14 protein-coding genes and 7 tRNA genes are annotated in these 15,511 nt (G+C 51.1%); 3 read left to right on the top strand and 18 right to left on the bottom strand.

What is annotated here, in order from left to right; translation table 11 throughout:
• Positions 1-40 precede the first annotated feature (40 nt).
• The 15 genes from HMPREF1508_RS06765 to ybaK all read right to left on the bottom strand — a co-directional run bounded on the left by HMPREF1508_RS06765 (position 41) and on the right by ybaK (position 9,356).
• Positions 41-649 (bottom strand): FKBP-type peptidyl-prolyl cis-trans isomerase, encoded by a 609-nt coding sequence (locus HMPREF1508_RS06765; RefSeq protein WP_044960645.1) that lies wholly within the window; start codon positions 647-649, stop codon positions 41-43.
• Positions 650-676: 27 nt separating this feature from the next.
• Complete coding sequence (locus HMPREF1508_RS06770; RefSeq protein ID WP_044960647.1) at positions 677-1,765, bottom strand: serine O-acetyltransferase; 1,089 nt, start codon at positions 1,763-1,765, stop codon at positions 677-679.
• Positions 1,766-2,231: 466 nt separating this feature from the next.
• On the bottom strand, positions 2,232-3,215 hold the full coding sequence (locus HMPREF1508_RS06775) for a helix-turn-helix domain-containing protein (protein ID WP_044960649.1): 984 nt from the start codon (positions 3,213-3,215) through the stop codon (positions 2,232-2,234).
• A gap of 430 nt (positions 3,216-3,645) precedes the next feature.
• Positions 3,646-3,718: transfer RNA gene (locus HMPREF1508_RS06780), tRNA-Lys, on the bottom strand.
• Positions 3,719-3,748: 30 nt separating this feature from the next.
• A tRNA-Gln gene (locus HMPREF1508_RS06785) sits at positions 3,749-3,821 on the bottom strand.
• A gap of 80 nt (positions 3,822-3,901) precedes the next feature.
• Positions 3,902-3,975, bottom strand: a tRNA-His gene (locus HMPREF1508_RS06790).
• Between the two features lie 33 nt (positions 3,976-4,008).
• Positions 4,009-4,082 (bottom strand) — tRNA-Arg (locus tag HMPREF1508_RS06795).
• 25 nt (positions 4,083-4,107) lie between these two features.
• Positions 4,108-4,178: transfer RNA gene (locus HMPREF1508_RS06800), tRNA-Gly, on the bottom strand.
• A 25-nt stretch (positions 4,179-4,203) separates the two neighbouring features.
• A tRNA-Pro gene (locus HMPREF1508_RS06805) sits at positions 4,204-4,278 on the bottom strand.
• Positions 4,279-4,396: 118 nt separating this feature from the next.
• A complete protein-coding gene (locus HMPREF1508_RS06810; protein WP_044960651.1) occupies positions 4,397-4,708 on the bottom strand; it encodes a rhodanese-like domain-containing protein in 312 nt (103 codons plus the stop codon).
• Between the two features lie 83 nt (positions 4,709-4,791).
• Complete coding sequence (locus tag HMPREF1508_RS06815) at positions 4,792-5,268, bottom strand: metallophosphoesterase family protein (protein WP_044960654.1); 477 nt, start codon at positions 5,266-5,268, stop codon at positions 4,792-4,794.
• On the bottom strand, positions 5,246-5,854 hold the full coding sequence (gene rdgB / locus HMPREF1508_RS10240; RefSeq protein ID WP_044960745.1) for an RdgB/HAM1 family non-canonical purine NTP pyrophosphatase: 609 nt from the start codon (positions 5,852-5,854) through the stop codon (positions 5,246-5,248). The genes HMPREF1508_RS06815 and rdgB overlap by 23 nt, the downstream gene beginning before the upstream one ends.
• Positions 5,855-5,878: 24 nt before the next feature.
• Positions 5,879-7,576: a lectin like domain-containing protein gene (locus HMPREF1508_RS06825; RefSeq protein ID WP_049906926.1), complete on the bottom strand. Its 1,698-nt coding sequence runs from the start codon at positions 7,574-7,576 to the stop codon at positions 5,879-5,881.
• A 1-nt stretch (position 7,577) separates the two neighbouring features.
• A complete protein-coding gene (locus HMPREF1508_RS06830; RefSeq protein WP_044960657.1) occupies positions 7,578-8,735 on the bottom strand; it encodes a THUMP domain-containing class I SAM-dependent RNA methyltransferase in 1,158 nt (385 codons plus the stop codon).
• A gap of 135 nt (positions 8,736-8,870) precedes the next feature.
• A complete protein-coding gene (gene ybaK, locus HMPREF1508_RS06835) occupies positions 8,871-9,356 on the bottom strand; it encodes a Cys-tRNA(Pro) deacylase (protein ID WP_044960659.1) in 486 nt (161 codons plus the stop codon).
• A 198-nt stretch (positions 9,357-9,554) separates the two neighbouring features.
• Between ybaK and HMPREF1508_RS06840 the strand changes: the two genes are divergently transcribed.
• Positions 9,555-9,628: transfer RNA gene (locus tag HMPREF1508_RS06840), tRNA-Arg, on the top strand.
• Positions 9,629-9,924: 296 nt separating this feature from the next.
• Positions 9,925-11,838: an NAD(+) synthase gene (locus HMPREF1508_RS06845; protein ID WP_044960662.1), complete on the top strand. Its 1,914-nt coding sequence runs from the start codon at positions 9,925-9,927 to the stop codon at positions 11,836-11,838.
• Positions 11,839-11,976: 138 nt separating this feature from the next.
• Here the strand turns inward: HMPREF1508_RS06845 and HMPREF1508_RS06850 are convergent, their stop codons facing one another.
• Together HMPREF1508_RS06850 and rbr are read right to left on the bottom strand one after the other, a co-directional pair.
• On the bottom strand, positions 11,977-12,354 hold the full coding sequence (locus tag HMPREF1508_RS06850) for a desulfoferrodoxin family protein (RefSeq protein WP_044960664.1): 378 nt from the start codon (positions 12,352-12,354) through the stop codon (positions 11,977-11,979).
• Positions 12,355-12,434: 80 nt separating this feature from the next.
• Positions 12,435-12,974 carry a rubrerythrin gene (gene rbr / locus HMPREF1508_RS06855; protein WP_198015606.1) on the bottom strand — a complete coding sequence of 180 codons (540 nt, stop codon included), beginning with the start codon at positions 12,972-12,974 and terminating at the stop codon, positions 12,435-12,437.
• Between the two features lie 355 nt (positions 12,975-13,329).
• Between rbr and HMPREF1508_RS06860 the strand changes: the two genes are divergently transcribed.
• On the top strand, positions 13,330-13,761 hold the full coding sequence (locus HMPREF1508_RS06860; RefSeq protein ID WP_006905235.1) for a DUF5684 domain-containing protein: 432 nt from the start codon (positions 13,330-13,332) through the stop codon (positions 13,759-13,761).
• A gap of 260 nt (positions 13,762-14,021) precedes the next feature.
• Here the strand turns inward: HMPREF1508_RS06860 and HMPREF1508_RS06865 are convergent, their stop codons facing one another.
• Positions 14,022-15,458 carry a hypothetical protein gene (locus HMPREF1508_RS06865; RefSeq protein WP_044960668.1) on the bottom strand — a complete coding sequence of 479 codons (1,437 nt, stop codon included), beginning with the start codon at positions 15,456-15,458 and terminating at the stop codon, positions 14,022-14,024.
• Between the last annotated feature and the right edge of the window lie 53 nt (positions 15,459-15,511).

Genomic DNA, 15,511 nt, shown 5'->3' on the forward strand with positions numbered 1-15,511 from the left:
GTGAACCTGCAGACGCGATATATGACAATCGACTTTTGCATCACTTGATTTCCTGAATGGTGACTGTGAAGGTGGCTTCTGTACCAGCCAGCGTAATCGGCCTGGACGTGTCCGCCTGCCCATCCTGCTTCATGGCGTAGCTTGACCTGTAATTGGACGGGAAGGTGACATGTACGTCGAAGGTCTCTCCCTTCTTATGTCCAATGACCTGATCCTCAAAACCGGAAATGAAGGAGCCGCTCCCGAGTTTGAGATCGTAGTCGCCGGTTCCCCCGTAGAAGGCCGTATCCCCCACCTTGCCGACATAGTGGATCACCGCCGTATCTCCCTTTTGAGCCTTGTAACCGGGGTCCGTTTTGGCGGAATCCGTCTGGTTCGTATCTGAACCGGAGGTCTTCTGGTCTTTCGTCTGACTGCTGTCCTTCTGCTCCTTGTTCTGGCCATCCTGGCTCTGGCTCTCTGTTTCGCTTCCCTGCCCGGACTTGTCGGCACCGGAAGTACCGCTGCGGCTGAGCCCCCAGAGGAGCAGGACGACTGCCAGCACAATCACGGCAATCAAGGCCAGCAGCTTTCCCGTCTTTCTCTTCTTCTCACGTTCTTTCTCCGCGGCTCTTCTCTCTCTGGCAGCCCTCTTATTCTCCGGATTCATCTTCTTTTTTCCTCACTTTACTATGTATTACCAGTTGAGCTCATTTAAGAGCTCTCCCTTGCCATTCTTATAGATCAATTCCTGATTCTTAATCGTAACCCTGGTCCCCTCCGGTATGGAGTGGGTGATAAACGCGTTGGAACCGATCACGGATCCCCTGCCGATCACGGTCTCTCCACCCAGGATAGAAGCTCCGGAGTAGATCGTCACATGATCCTCAATCGTCGGATGACGCTTGGTTCCGCGCAGACTCTGCCCTCCGGAGGTAGACAGGGCTCCCAGGGTAACTCCCTGGTAGACTTTGACGTGTTCTCCAATGATTGTGGTGGATCCGACCACGATGCCGGTGCCATGATCCATAAAGAAGTACCTGCCGATGGTAGCTGCCGGATTGATATCAATTCCCGTAACAGAATGGGCATATTCGGTCATCATGCGGGGAATCAGGGGCACGTCCAGCAAAAAGAGCTCATGGGCCATGCGATTAACTGTCGTCGCCAGAAGGCCAGGATATGAGAGCACAATTTCGTCCTTGTTAAGGGCGGCAGGATCCCCCTCCAGTGTCGCCTGCAGGTCTGTATCCAGGTATTCGCGAAGCTTGGGAATACGGGAACAGAACTCCAGGACAATGGATCTTGCCTGCTCCTCAAAGAGGTATTCCTGTTCTGCCGCACAGACGCTTCCATCCCCATAACCGCTCGCGCAATAGCTGGCCTTACCCTGTCTCTCCCCTTCCTGAGGAGAATCTGCATCTGGTTCTCCTGTCTTCTCCCCCGTGAAGAAGGAGTCCCCACTATCCTGTGGTCGGATCCTGTCAGCTCCCGGGATGCCGCTCTGGCCGGACTGATAGCGAAGGACAATGTCGACCTGCTTGGTCAGCTTATAGATAACGTCCTCGATCCAGACCGTCAGATTGCTGGCCATATTGTAAACCTTGTAATTGGTATCCCGATAATAACCCGGGTAAATGATTTTTAACATACTGTGGACGATCTCCCGGATCACCTGCGGGTCCGGTTGATTGAAAATCGCCATCTTGTCAATATCCCGGCCCTTCTGATAATCCGCCAGGATCGACTCGACCACCCCGGTCACCTTCTCTTCATATAATTCCATGAAAACTCCTTTTTGCCCCCATCTCCCGTCTGCTTTTCTTCAGAGATTTCAAGCTCCTGTTTTCTCCCGGTATTCTATGCTTTTTATTATATGCAATTTCCCGATCCTTGACCAATCATCCACGCATGAAGGGGAATCGGTCGGAAAAATTGCGTCGTGTGACCTGTTTAGCTAACAGCCGATTCCTATTGTCCCCCTGGCTGATACCGGGAAAATCGACTCTTTCGAACTATTCAGCTAACAGCCGGTTCCTATCGTCCCCCTGACTGTCACCGGCGATAGCGCGTCATGTAGCCTGCTCTTTCTTCTAAAGCAGGTTTGTAATGAGGAGGGAAATTCCCGAAACAAATTGGAGGGATAGGTTAAAAGCAGTTCCACAGGGGAAATATCCACATATCTTATATCCCTCTTCTATTGACGCGAACCGATCTCTAAGCAAATTATTTTTGCAATTGCAAGTATCGGACTATTCCTTGCGTCCGATGAATCTCGTAATCCCAATAATCGCGCCATACAGCACGCCGGCAACCGGCCAGATAATCCAGCTTCGATCCCACCTTCCGCTAATAAAGCTAAAGGCAAGATATCCGGCGACCGCAAGACTCCAGTAGATTGTTGCGATCGGAGCGTTTCTCCGACTTTCTTCTTTCCGGCTCCTTGTGTAGTCTCCCTCTTCCAGTAGCGTATTCATACTATTCCAGATGACGCTGACCCTGACAATCATAAACACTCCGGTTGCGATGATCGCATGTGTAACACATACCGCGCCGACAACCCGAATATGATCTCCCTCAAACGCTGTGGCAAGAAAAATCGGGATTGCCGCGAGCACACAGAGAACGATCCCGATTGTCAGCCACTGATGGAAGGTTTGCCGAAACTTCTCTCTCTTCTCCCGAACCATCCCATCTACTCCATATTCAGTATCAAGCGCTACCGTCCCCAGGTACTCAAAGCGATTTCCCCCGAGTCCTGCAGTCACAAAGAGCGCCACCGCGATACCAATAAGAATCAGAAGAACGGAAACTCCTGCTGCCGCCGTCTGACTCTCCGTCATTGGAAGCCGCCCTTCCTTCTGCAGCGCGGCGAGAATCAGCAACAGGATCGGAGACAGGATACAAAGCATCACACCCGTCGCTATCCGAATCGAGAATTCTTTTTTACAGGTAAGGAAATCAACGGCTTCTTCCATACTTACTCTAACGGCCTCAGACTCCGTGTCCACAGGTACATTTGTTCCTTCCGGCGCACTGATTTCGTCCTTCAAAAGATAATCCGTGCTCACGGCAAAAACCTCGGACAGTCTGAGAATTTTATTCATATCCGGTACGGATCGTGCACCTTCCCATTTGGAAACAGACTGCCTGCTGACATCCAGCTTCTCGGCAAGTTCCTCCTGTGACCAACCATTCTTCTTTCTGAGATCAATAATTTTATCGGCAAGTATCATAGCAAAGGCTCCTTTCTTGTGTTTGATGGGTAAATCATAGCAATCATGGTGGTTGCACACCATAAAGCAGCCTTGACAATTTTGCTACTCACCATTGTAGAATGCCAAAAACGATGAAGATATATTTTTGTTCCTATATTTAATCGGAACTCCAGCTAAATATAAGATGCCACCTTCATTTTCGAATAGCAAGCAGAACTATGCTTTCTCTTTCGTGTAGGGTTACAATTGATGTGAGACCATAAGATATACAAAAAGCGGTTGAGCCTTTAAGATATTAATCACCACTAGGATCACCCCCGCATGCGCGAGGAACACTATATACAATATGCGCGCATCATACATATGCCAATATATGTCCTAAAAATTTGCATGCAAAAGCCCCTGCAATCCTTATGAAATCAAAGGTTTACAGGGGTTTTGTGATTTATGAGCCATGCGGGACTCGAACCCGCGACAACCTGATTAAAAGTCAGGTGCTCTACCATCTGAGCTAATAGCTCCCGATATGTTACGCCCAGTTGCCTGGGCAACTGGGCTAGCAGGATTCGAACCTGCGAATCTGGGAATCAAAATCCCATGCCTTAACCGCTTGGCAATAGCCCAAGGTCGTTGTGTGAGACCAGCGGGAAGCTCCCAATAGTATGAGCGGATGTCCCTCAGGACACCCGACCTCGCCACAACAGGGTGGATACAGGGATTCGAACCCTGGGCCTCCAGAGCCACAATCTGGCGCGCTAACCAACTGCGCTATACCCACCATATATGATTTGCTTGATTCTCGCGAATCAAATGTGCCAGGAGGGACTCGAACCCCCGACCCACGGCTTAGAAGGCCGTTGCTCTATCCAGCTGAGCTACTAACACATGCGGTATGATTGCTCATACGAAAAGCGGGTGATGGGAATCGAACCCACGTATCCAGCTTGGAAGGCTGGTGTTCTACCATTGAACTACACCCGCATGTGTGACAGTCGGTGACCATCAATCGGGGTGACAGGATTCGAACCTGCGACCCCCTGGTCCCAAACCAGGTACACTAGCCAAACTGTGCCACACCCCGAATTAAGCGTGCAGGTCTGACCGCGACGCAAAAAATAGTATATGGTAAGACCCCATCCTTGTCAATACGATTTTTGCCGATCTCGGCCTCCTGCTGGAGTGAAAAGTTACCGCTATGCTCACTCCCTTGGCCCCCGGTAATCCGCAATTCCGCCAATATTCTTCACTTTGCTAAATCCCTGCTTCTTCATCCATTCTGCCGCCTTGCTGCTTCTTCCTCCGCTGAGACAATAGACGAAGACGGGGCGGTCTTTCTCCTGAACAAGCTCGCCGATACTTGTGATCTGAGACAGGGGATGGTTTATCGCCTTTGGGATATGCCCCGTGGCATATTCCTCCACCTCTCTCACATCGATCAGGATGGCACCCTCTGTCTTTTTGTACTCTTCAATCCCCGCATTGATATCTGATTTCTTTCCAAATCCAAACATATTCTCTCCTAATATAAAATGACGGCACCGAAATGCCCTCTTACAATCTGCTTTCATTTCGAAAAACACCTCAAAGCGGCATTTTACAGATAATTCTGCGCGAAATGCAAATCCCCATTTTTATCTATATCACAGACAATAAAGGAGGGCTTTCTCCCCGGCTGTCTGGGGAGACTGATGCTCCCCGGATTGATCAGGGTGACCCCATTGACACATTCCATCGTCGGATAATGGGTGTGCCCGAAGACAGCGTAATCGCACTTGTGCGCCGCTGCCACAATGGCCAGATCCTCCAGCCCCCAGCTGACATGCTCATGGTGGCCATGGGTCACATAGAGACGGTGCCGGCCTAAGGACAGAACCAGATCGTTCGGCAGATCTGTCCCAAAATCATTGTTGCCCCGGACGACATCCAGAGGGCAGTCCGACATGGCCTGCACCTGGGGCTGACAGGTCAGAATATCCCCGCAGTGAATCAGGCGGTCCGGACGCACTCTTCGGATGACCTCCCGCAGATTTTCATGCCTTCCATGGCTGTCACTGACGATGAGCACGCGCATATTCCACCAATTTCTCCCGCATAGCCCTGAGAGCCTTTCCCCTGTGACTGATCCGATTCTTCTCCTCAGCAGACAATTCCGCGGAGGAAATATCATAGCCCTTTGGCCAGAAAATAGGATCATAGCCAAAGCTGTTTTCCCCGGCCATCTTCTCTCCGATCCAGCCCTCCATGTTCTTTCGGATAACGATTTTTTCTCCATCCGGGAAGACAGCCGCTATCGCGCAGACAAAGCGGGCCGTTCGCTTTTCCTGCGGCAAGCCTGCCAGCTGATCCAGAATATATTGATTTTTCACCTGGTAAGAGCTGTCACGCCCCATGAATCGGGCCGAGTAAATGCCCGGCGCCCCATCCATCGCGTCTACTTCCAATCCCGAATCATCTGCCAGGATGATCACGTCGGGTGCCAGCGCGGCGACTGCCTCGGCCTTAATCATGGCATTTTCTTCAAAGGTGCTTCCATTCTCCTCTATGTTCAGGTCGATCCCGGCCTCCTTCATGGAGCATATCTCATAGGAAGACCCTGCCATAATCTCCCGAATCTCCCGCATCTTATCCTGGTTCCCGGTCGCAAAAATAATTTTCATATGTTTCATCTCCATATATTTTTCTTACTGATCCCTCCTGGCCGCAGGATTGCTGTAAGCCTTGAGGCAGAGGTTGGCGGAAATTTTCTTCTCTGTGCTCTCCCACTGGCTCCCATCCTTGGAGATATAGCCCTCTCCATCCTTCAAATCAATATTGGCCGTCCGATTGTCTCCGGTCCGGTACTCGATCGCCATTGGCTGCGTCGCGTCCGGTGTATCTAATTCCACGACAACGGCAAATTTGCAGTTTGCCCCGACCTCCTTGGGACTATCAAATCGAATGGTATAAAAACCCCGATCCCGCAAGAGGCCGGACGCCACCTGGACACGGTTATTCAGCCCTCCGCTTCCTCGTATATTTGAGACGAATGAGACCTGGTAACGAGTGTTCTTCCCAAGGGCATAAAAGCCTGCGGCCTCGACCTGACTATCCTCCCTGGCCATGTAGAAATTCGCCGCGGCGATTTTTCCGTTCCCATATCCCACCTGGCCGATCCAGCCGGCCAGATCCGACTGATAAATTTCTTTGAAATTGTCACTGTCCTCAACATCAGCGTAAGAGGCCGCCTGACTTCCAATGGTTGTGTCCTCATAGGACACATAGAAGACTCCGGACTCACCGAAATCCTTTCCCCAGGAATTCTGACAGATCCAGGCTCCGTCCTCTTTTGCATTGCCCTTGAAATTCTCCGCCTTGTAATTGTCATCCCAGCCCACAATAATCACATCGTGGTTGGGACGATTCTTCCCCGTATAACAATAGGAATTGCTCTCCTTGAAGTAAAAGCTGGCGGAAGAAATATCCGCGTCGACGATGTCGACATAGAGAGAAGACGTCATCCCTCCCCGCTCATAAACAGCCTTTTTGATGTCGGACAGAGAATTCTGATCCGGAAAACGAACCCCCTGCACATGCCTGTCCAGGCGATCATCGCTCGTTTTCTTTGGCCCCTTCCAGGATAAGAGATAGGAGGCGGCCATCTCATAATCCCCTCCCAGCCTGCTGTCCAGGCCAAACGCATTGTTATTCACCATGTCTGTCACCGAGTACTGCTCTTTAGTCTGCGGAAGCAAAGAGGACTCTAAGGCCCCGATAGCCGCGTCTGCCCAACACTCGGAAGCAGAACCCTGATCCCGGATCTGACTGACCATCTCTTCATCCCGAAGATCGAATCGGGTCGGCAGGGCCACCTTGCTGTTGCCCTGTGAAGAAATATTGACGGTTCTGGCATCCAAATCCCAGTCCACCTTGTAGCCGCACCAATTCGCCAGATCCTGCAGCGGAAGAAAGCAAACGCCGCGCTCAAAGACAGGGGCATGGCTCAGCTTGACCTTTTTCTTGTTGTAGGTCGCCTCAAGGCTGTCCTTAAAAAGTGAAGCAGAGCTCTTTCCCCTCTGATAACTGACGCGCCCGTCCTCATGAACGCTCAGATGCGCGCCGAAAAGCTCCGGAACCAGGCTGCTTGAGACCATCAGCTCCATCTGCTCATCCACAAGAATATTCCGAAAAGCCCCATTGATATTCTCCCCGTCCAGGCTCGCCTTGATGCTGCGGGAAGAATTGATCTGGGCGGCCCGCATGGGGTAGAAGGCACTTACCTCCTGCCTGACATTTTGATAGTTCCCTACCTGAGAGCCCTGGTCTACACTGTCTGTGAACTTGAGTCCGCAGAGCAGAGCCAGCACCAGGGTAAATGCTATATATCTGCGGGAATATCGCATCTTAATTCTCCTGCTTCTTCCGCCTGGGCGGCTTGGGACCCAGATACTGATAGAAATAGGTCTTAATCATACCATTGTATATCTTTCGATTCTTATCCGCTTTCCGTCCCAGGTATTTCTGCGCGTCCTCATAGGATGTGATGATATACATAGACCAGTCATCCAGGCTGCGATAAGCGCGGCCGATCGCCGCATAGAGCTCCGGCAGGTCCTTCTGATCCTCCAGCCGCTCGCCATAGGGCGGGTTGGTCAGAATAAAGCCATACTTCTTGGGATGAGATGTATCTCTGACATCTCTTTGCTGAAAGTGGATCAGATCAGCCACTCCGGCTCTGCGGGCATTCTGACGGGCGATCTCCACCATCCTGGGATCCAGGTCATAGCCCTGCAGATTCGTCCTGACGTCCGGATTGATCTGCCCCCTGGCATCGGCGCGCAGGTCTCTCCAGACCTGCGGATCAATCAGATTGGTCCACTGCTCCCCTGTAAAGGACCGGTCCAATCCCGGGGCAATATTCGCCGCCATCATAGCTGCCTCAATCAGAATGGTCCCGGATCCGCAGAAGGGATCCATCAGAATCCGATCTGCATGCCAGGGAGTCAGCATGAGAAGCCCCGCCGCCAGAGTCTCAGATAAAGGCGCTTTCGACGTGAGCGTGCGATAGCCCCGCTTATGCAGGGGAAGTCCCGTTGAATCCAGGGTCACCATCACCCGGTTTTTCATGATGAAAATACGCAGGGGATACTCCGCTCCCGTCTCAGGAAAATGTGAGATCCCATAGACCTTGCTCATTCGCTCCACCATGGCTCTCTTGACAATGGACTGAATATCCCTGGTCGAAAAAAGCTCGGACTTAACCGAAGTCGCCTTGGTCACCCAGAATTTGGCGTCCTTTGGCAAATAGTTCTCCCAGGCAATTCCCCTGATCCCCTGAAAGAGCTCCTCCCAGCTTCTCGCCTCAAACTCGGCGACGACCAGCAGAATGCGCTCCGGCGTTCGCAAGTGAATATTGGCATAGGCCAAAGCCTCGTAATCTCCCTCAAAAACAACTCTTCCATCCTCGACCCGGCTGATCTCATAGCCCAGATCGTAGATCTCTCTTTTTAAAACAGCCTCCATTCCAAAATGGCAGGGGGCCGCGATCTGTAATTGTTCCATGTACTCTCCCGCCCTGTAGACGTATCCGCAAAATTTCACCTCTCAGACAGCATTTGCCCCATCCTGTGCATATGCCCGAGCCCTGTAGACGCACCCGCGAATTCTCACCTCTCAGACAGGGCATCTGAATGCTCCTTACTGATCGACTGTGACGTCCGCAAAAGAAAACCGAATCAACTTTTTCAAGGAGGAAGGAGCAATCTCCACCTGAAACCCCACCTTGCCCCCGGAAAAGAGAATCGTTTCATATTGCTCAGCCGTTTCATGCAGCACAGTTGGAAAACTCTTCTTCATTCCAACCGGGGAACATCCTCCGTGCACATAACCGGTCAGAGGAAGCAGTTCCTTCTGCGGCAGCATGGCAAGAGACTTCTCCCCCACCGCTTTGGCGGCCTTCTTGAGATCCAGCTCCGCGCAGACCGGGATGACAAAGACATAGTGCTCTTTCGTCTTTCCGACAGTGACCAGCGTCTTGAATACCCGGTCGGGATCCTCTCCCAGGGCCTCGGCAATTTCCTTCCCATTGGTCAGCCCCAGCTTCTCATAATTGTAGGCCTCATAACGCAGCTTCTTTTGCTCCAGGAGCCGCATTACATTTGTCTTCTCATCCTTCTTACTCATCTGACCCTCAAATTTCTGTGTTTTTTCACTGTTCTATTATATGTGCCTTCTCGGACAGGGTAAACCATCATTCTGTTTTTTCTGATGGCAAGTTCACATATGATAGAGCAGGCTGTAGCATACGATAGCGCAGGCGCTCCCTTGACAATCCGGCGGGTCTATGTCATAATTCATTCTGTTGTCGACGAGACAGCTTATGTGTGTGTAGCTCAGCTGGATAGAGCACTAGTCTACGGAACTAGGTGTCGGGGGTTCGAATCCCTTCACGCACGTGTGATCAGAGCACTGTAATCTCTTAAGATTGCAGTGCTCTTTTTTCAAGATAGAGATTACAGAGTAAGACGTATCAATAAAAATCAATCAACACCTGCCTGAAATACCTTGGATTGCTTCCTTTCCCTTTCCCTGGATATATTCTCAAAGATCCTTTCCATAACATATTGGCCTATACCTCCCCTGAATATATCCACCTGTCCCGGCCATCAGAATATATGCGTCTATCCCTTGTCAACCTCTTCACTTTCGGCCAAAATAGTTGAGAATAGCAACATCTTCCAAGGAGCACTATATGAAAGACGGATTTGTCAAAGTCGCTGCGGCCTCCCCTGACCTCAAGGTGGCGGCCTGCCATTACAATGCCGATCGGATTCTGGACCAGGTCGCTGAGCTTGCCCTGGCCGGGGCTAAAATCATGGTCTTTCCGGAACTGGCCATCACTTCTTACACCGCTTCCGATCTCTTTTTGCAAGAGACCCTCATTGATCAGGCCAAAGAGGAACTCGGGCGTATCGCAAAGGCAACAGAAGGCGTAGATGCGCTCATTTTCATCGGCCTGCCCTGGGAGCACAAGTGCAAATTATATAATGTCGCCGCTGTCTTGAACCGCGGGAATCTGCTCGGTCTCGTCCCCAAGAAGCATCTGCCCAACTACAATGAGTTCTATGAGCTGCGGCATTTCACCCCGGCAGCCGATGAGATCGACCTGACCGACTGGCAGGAGGATCAGGTTCCCTTTGGCACTAATCTCCTCTTCGCCTGCCGGGAGCTTCCGCACCTGATCGTATCCGCCGAGATCTGCGAGGATCTCTGGGTTCCCGCGCCCCCCTCCACATCACACGCCGAGGTGGGCGCTACTGTCCTGGTCAACCTGTCTGCCAGCGACGAAATGACCGGCAAGGCCGCCTATCGCCGCCAGCTGCTTATGGCTCACTCTGCCTCCACCGTCTCCGCCTACATCTATGCTTCATCCGGGGACGGAGAATCCACCCAGGATCTGGTCTTCGGCAGCCATAAGCTGATTGTGGAAAATGGATCTATCCTGGCTGAATCTCCCCGCTTCGTCAACGGGACCCTTTTGTCTGAGATCGATGTGAATCGTCTGGCAGCGGAGCGCCGCCGGATCTCCACCTATCCCGCAGCTGACAGAGACGACTATCTGACCCTGCCTTTTTCCCTGGATCTGACTAAGACCGGTTTGACCCGCACCTTCCCATCGACTCCCTTTGTTCCCTCTGACAAAAAGCTTCGCGCCAAACGCTGTGAGGAAATTCTGACCATCCAGGCCATGGGACTCAAGAAGCGGCTGCTCCATACGCGGGCTAAATCCGCCGTCATCGGTATTTCCGGCGGTCTCGACTCGACACTGGCTCTTCTTGTCACCGTCAGGGCCTTTGATCTGGCCGGTCTGAACCGCGAGAATATCATCTGCGTCACCATGCCCGGCTTTGGCACGACAGATCGTACCTATACCAATGCCTGTCAGCTGACCCGCCTGCTCAAAGCCGATCTGAAAGAAGTGGATATCAAGGCATCCGTCAGCCAGCATTTTGCCGACATCGGCCATGATATCCGGGTTCATGATGTCACCTATGAGAACAGCCAGGCCCGCGAGCGAACTCAGATCCTCATGGACATCGCCAATCAGACCGGCGGTCTGGTCATCGGGACCGGAGATCTCTCAGAACTCGCTCTGGGCTGGGCGACCTACAATGGCGATCACATGTCTATGTATGGCGTCAACGCCTCCATCCCCAAGACGCTGGTTCGCTACCTGGTCGCTTTCTATGCGGACAGCTGCGGGGAAAATGCCCTGGCGGCCATTTTGCGTGACATTTTAGACACGCCGGTCAGCCCGGAGCTTCTGCCCCCGAGAGAAGGCCTTATTTCCCAGAAGACAGAGGACCTGGTCGGCCCCTATGAGTTACATGATTTCTTCTTGTACTATATGCTGCGCGCCGGATTCCCTCCCTCCAAGATCTACCGTATCGCCCGGATCAGCTTTTGTGACCGCTACGATTCCAGGACGATTCTCAAATGGCTAAAGACCTTCTACCGGCGCTTCTTCGCCCAGCAGTTCAAGCGCTCCGCCCTGCCGGACGGGCCAAAGGTCGGATCTGTTGCTCTCTCCCCCCGCGGCGATCTGCGCATGCCCTCTGACGCGTGTATGGAAGTCTGGGAGAAAGAGCTGGATTTACTCAACTGAAAAGCCGCCCCGTCACGCATACAGATAAGCACTGTATGCGTGACGGGGCGGTTACTTCTTATTATTTATCCCTGTCTCTCATTCACTTTTCTGGCGAGAGCTATGCGCAGGAGACCCTTCCTGCCACATTACCTTCTCTTAAGCCTCTGCCTTCCAGAGACCATGCAAATTGCAGTATGCATAGGCAACAAGAGCCTTCTCCCCATCGGCCAGCTTGAACTGAGCACAGGGAGCCTGGCCAGCCGCAAGATCCTTCTTCTGGTATCCCTGGGAGGTCTCAAGAAGAATCCACTGGATCAGATGTTCCTCCGTCATAGGATGGTCAACGGAACCGACTTTCACTGTAACGGTATCTCCATCGACACTGACAACGGGAACATGTTTCTCCTGTGCCGCGTCTGTGGTATTGGCAGTCAGTTCTGTCATTTCCTCCCCGCAGCACTTGGGCGTGCATGCCGTCTTCTCTCCCAAAAAACTCACAAAATTACCGCATGACTTACATCTGTAAAATAACATTGTCCACTCCTTTATCCCTCAGCGGATCATTTCCTTGTCCTTTTGGAGCCGATCCGTTTCCATTCTGTCAGAAACAAAATTCAATAATTCTCTTCGCGAACCTCGAAGAAGGCCTGCGGATGATGACAAACGGGGCAGACCTCAGGCGCCTCGGTTCCAACACAGATGTGTCCGCAGTTACGGCACTCCCATACCTTAACCTCAGACTTCTTGAAGACCTCCTTCATCTCCACATTGTGGAGGAGCTTGCGGTAGCGCTCCTCATGCGTCTTCTCGATCGCGCCAACGGCTCTGAACTGAGCTGCCAGATCCGCGAAGCCCTCTTCCTCCGCATCCTTAGCCATGCGCTCATACATATCAGTCCACTCGTAGTTCTCACCCTCGGCTGCGGCCTTCAGATTGGCCTCTGTGTCGCCCTGCAGTCCCAGATGACGGAACCAGAGCTTGGCATGTTCCTTCTCGTTGTCCGCCGTCTTCTGGAAGAGAGCCGCAATCTGCTCAAATCCCTGCTTCTTGGCCACGGACGCGAAGAAAGTATACTTATTCCTGGCCTGTGACTCTCCGGCGAATGCCTCCTGAAGATTCTTTTCTGTCTTCGTTCCTGCGAAACGGTTTGCCATAATATCCTCCTTTGTATAATAGATATTTTGTTCCTTTTCAGGAACTTTTATCGTTATTATATCCTTTTTTAGAGTATCCGCTTCAACATATTTATATATATTTTGTGTTAATTTTGGAACAAGGGTGAAATGTTTATGAGGACTTTCAGGGAATTCTCCATTTAATCCATGCGAAATATTCTCTGTGAACAGACTTGAAAGGACTTCTGCCCTAACTCGAGAAGAAAGAACATAATTTATTCATATATATTTGTTAGAATCGTCACATTGTTGATATAGGGGTACTCAGCTATCCATCTGTCACGATCCTATTGACTTGCTGTTTTTTCAGCACCCACACAAAAAGGAGTTATGAATGTACAATTACGCTTATTCCGCTTATGACACCGGCATGGCAGCCGCTCTGATCGCCCTCGCCGCCGCCTACTGGTTTGTGGGCCTCATCCTCTATGTGATCACCGTCATGGCCATGTGGAAAATCTTCACCAAGGCTGGAATCGCAGGATGGAAATCCATTGTTCCTCTTCTCAACACCTACGAGCTCTTCAAGATTGCCATGGGCAACGGCTGGCTCTTTCTCCTGCTTTTCGTTCCCATCGTCAACATTGTCATGGGCATTATGCTCTGGGTAAAGCTGGCCAGGGCCTTCGGTCACGGCGCCGGATTCGCAGTAGGCCTGATCTTCCTCAACACAATCTTCATCCTGATTCTTGGTTTTGAGTCCTCCAGCTACCAGGGTCCCCTGGCAGATCAAAAAGAGGTTGGGTCTTTCGAGCAGACAATGTGATAACGAAGGCAGGCGAACATTCTGCCTGTTCCCCATAAATCAAAAGGTATTTCAAGAAGAATGCCCTCATCCGGATCTCTTCCGGCCGAGGGTATTCTTTTTGACAAACGAAACAGGCTCCAGGCATAATATTTTATTTGATAAATGGAGCAGACGTAAAGCATGACATTCCGCTAATGATGGGACAAAACGTGTAGATGACTAATTCCTTCTATATCCAATATCTATGTTTTTAGCCGGACAATTAAATTATCACAGGATCAGGGCGAAAACTCCCTGTAATTTTTGGCCGCAAGATCCGCCTTTGCCGATGCCAAATCCACATACTCCGTGGAGAAAAGGCTCCCGGCATGATCTTCCAGATCAGATGTGGATATGGCATCGTTTTGAATCGAGAGATTGCTGTATCCATAGATGCAGAAGGTCGTCTTTTCCACATCGGTCCACTGATCACTTGTAATATCTTTGCTGCTCTCTTTTTTCACCAGCTGATAGATATTCATGATATTGATCTGTCCATTGCGGTAATAGATAAAGGTCTTTTGGCGCTTGATGCTGTAGCTGATCTTATGGTAGTCTCCGTCCTGATCCTGGTTCGCCGACTTGGCCAGATCGTCAATCCTGGCCGTCACCTCTGAAATCCCACTGATATCCTTGATCTCCTTCAATCCGCTGACCGTCAGAGACACATTTTCTTTGGCCAGTTTCTTGCCATTCTTCTTGGCACTCTCCAGGAAATGATTGCTGAGGGGCAATTCGACCTGATCTCCATTGGACAGGTGATCATAAACCTTCTCCACTGTGTAAATGCTCTGATCATAGTCTAAGCTTCCGTAGCCATTGTAGCCGGTGAAGCGAACGGGATATTGAGCCAGAATCTGCTCCGCTGTCATATCCTGCATCTGCGTCAGGCCGCTGACCGTATAGGTCTTCGTCTCATCGGCAATGGGAGAGGACTCGTAATCAGAAGTGATCCGAAGTGTGACCACATCCCCGTTTTTCAGATCATTCTCCCTGTCGAAGACAATATTGGTTCCCTCCAGATATTTAATTGCCTGCTGGTACTTGGGTTCGGACTCCAGATCATCGGTATTCCGATTGATCATGTCCTCAATCTGATTTTTCTTAAGGCCAACTTTCTTCCCGACCAGGCGGATCATCTTCTCGTTGACCTTATCGGCGTCATAACTTAAAACCCCCTGACTGTCATAGCCCTCGAAACGAACATCGAAGACATCGCTGATCTTCGTCTTCCTGTTTCTGGTCCAGATCAAACCGCAAATTACCAGAAAAAGGATAAGCAAAAGCGGGATGATCCAGCGCAGATGCCATTTTGGCCCTCTCTTGCTCCGGCCTGTCTCATCTGGATTGACAAGACCCTGTCCTCCTTTGTCTGATGGATGATCCGTCAGTTCTCCTGTCTGATCCGCAGGTAAAAAACGGCTTTTCTCCGGATTCTCCTCTTCTTCCTCATAGCTGCGCATCTGCTCAGGAGACAAGCGCATGGAGGCCGATGTCTCCTCTTCTGCCATTCCCTCAGACGCTGCCCGGATCAGGTCTTCTTCGCCAGGCAGATTCCCTGTCGATATACCCATTTCAGACGGATCCTTCTGATCCATCGATATACCCGTTTCAGACAAAGCCTGTTGATCCGCAGATATATCCGCCCCGGACGAATTAGCCTTTTTCTCTTCCATCGCGTAGACCCTCCTGCCTATATGGCAACCCTTTTCCTCCAACAGCCAGCCCC

It is taken from the genome of Shuttleworthella sp. MSX8B (assembly GCF_000524295.1).
Lineage (GTDB): Bacteria > Bacillota > Clostridia > Lachnospirales > Lachnospiraceae > Shuttleworthia > Shuttleworthia satelles.

What these genes read in the sequence shown, in the direction of transcription:
- HMPREF1508_RS06765 (WP_044960645.1), bottom strand. Translation starts at nt 649, where the DNA reads ATGAATCCGGAGAATAAGAGGGCTGCCAGAGAGAGAAGAGCCGCGGAG.
- HMPREF1508_RS06770 (WP_044960647.1), bottom strand. Translation starts at nt 1,765, where the DNA reads ATGGAATTATATGAAGAGAAGGTGACCGGGGTGGTCGAGTCGATCCTG.
- HMPREF1508_RS06775 (WP_044960649.1), bottom strand. Translation starts at nt 3,215, where the DNA reads ATGATACTTGCCGATAAAATTATTGATCTCAGAAAGAAGAATGGTTGG.
- HMPREF1508_RS06810 (WP_044960651.1), bottom strand. Translation starts at nt 4,708, where the DNA reads ATGTTTGGATTTGGAAAGAAATCAGATATCAATGCGGGGATTGAAGAG.
- HMPREF1508_RS06815 (WP_044960654.1), bottom strand. Translation starts at nt 5,268, where the DNA reads ATGCGCGTGCTCATCGTCAGTGACAGCCATGGAAGGCATGAAAATCTG.
- rdgB (WP_044960745.1), bottom strand. Translation starts at nt 5,854, where the DNA reads ATGAAAATTATTTTTGCGACCGGGAACCAGGATAAGATGCGGGAGATT.
- HMPREF1508_RS06825 (WP_049906926.1), bottom strand. Translation starts at nt 7,576, where the DNA reads ATGCGATATTCCCGCAGATATATAGCATTTACCCTGGTGCTGGCTCTG.
- HMPREF1508_RS06830 (WP_044960657.1), bottom strand. Translation starts at nt 8,735, where the DNA reads ATGGAACAATTACAGATCGCGGCCCCCTGCCATTTTGGAATGGAGGCT.
- ybaK (WP_044960659.1), bottom strand. Translation starts at nt 9,356, where the DNA reads ATGAGTAAGAAGGATGAGAAGACAAATGTAATGCGGCTCCTGGAGCAA.
- HMPREF1508_RS06845 (WP_044960662.1), top strand. Translation starts at nt 9,925, where the DNA reads ATGAAAGACGGATTTGTCAAAGTCGCTGCGGCCTCCCCTGACCTCAAG.
- HMPREF1508_RS06850 (WP_044960664.1), bottom strand. Translation starts at nt 12,354, where the DNA reads ATGTTATTTTACAGATGTAAGTCATGCGGTAATTTTGTGAGTTTTTTG.
- rbr (WP_198015606.1), bottom strand. Translation starts at nt 12,974, where the DNA reads ATGGCAAACCGTTTCGCAGGAACGAAGACAGAAAAGAATCTTCAGGAG.
- HMPREF1508_RS06860 (WP_006905235.1), top strand. Translation starts at nt 13,330, where the DNA reads ATGTACAATTACGCTTATTCCGCTTATGACACCGGCATGGCAGCCGCT.
- HMPREF1508_RS06865 (WP_044960668.1), bottom strand. Translation starts at nt 15,458, where the DNA reads ATGGAAGAGAAAAAGGCTAATTCGTCCGGGGCGGATATATCTGCGGAT.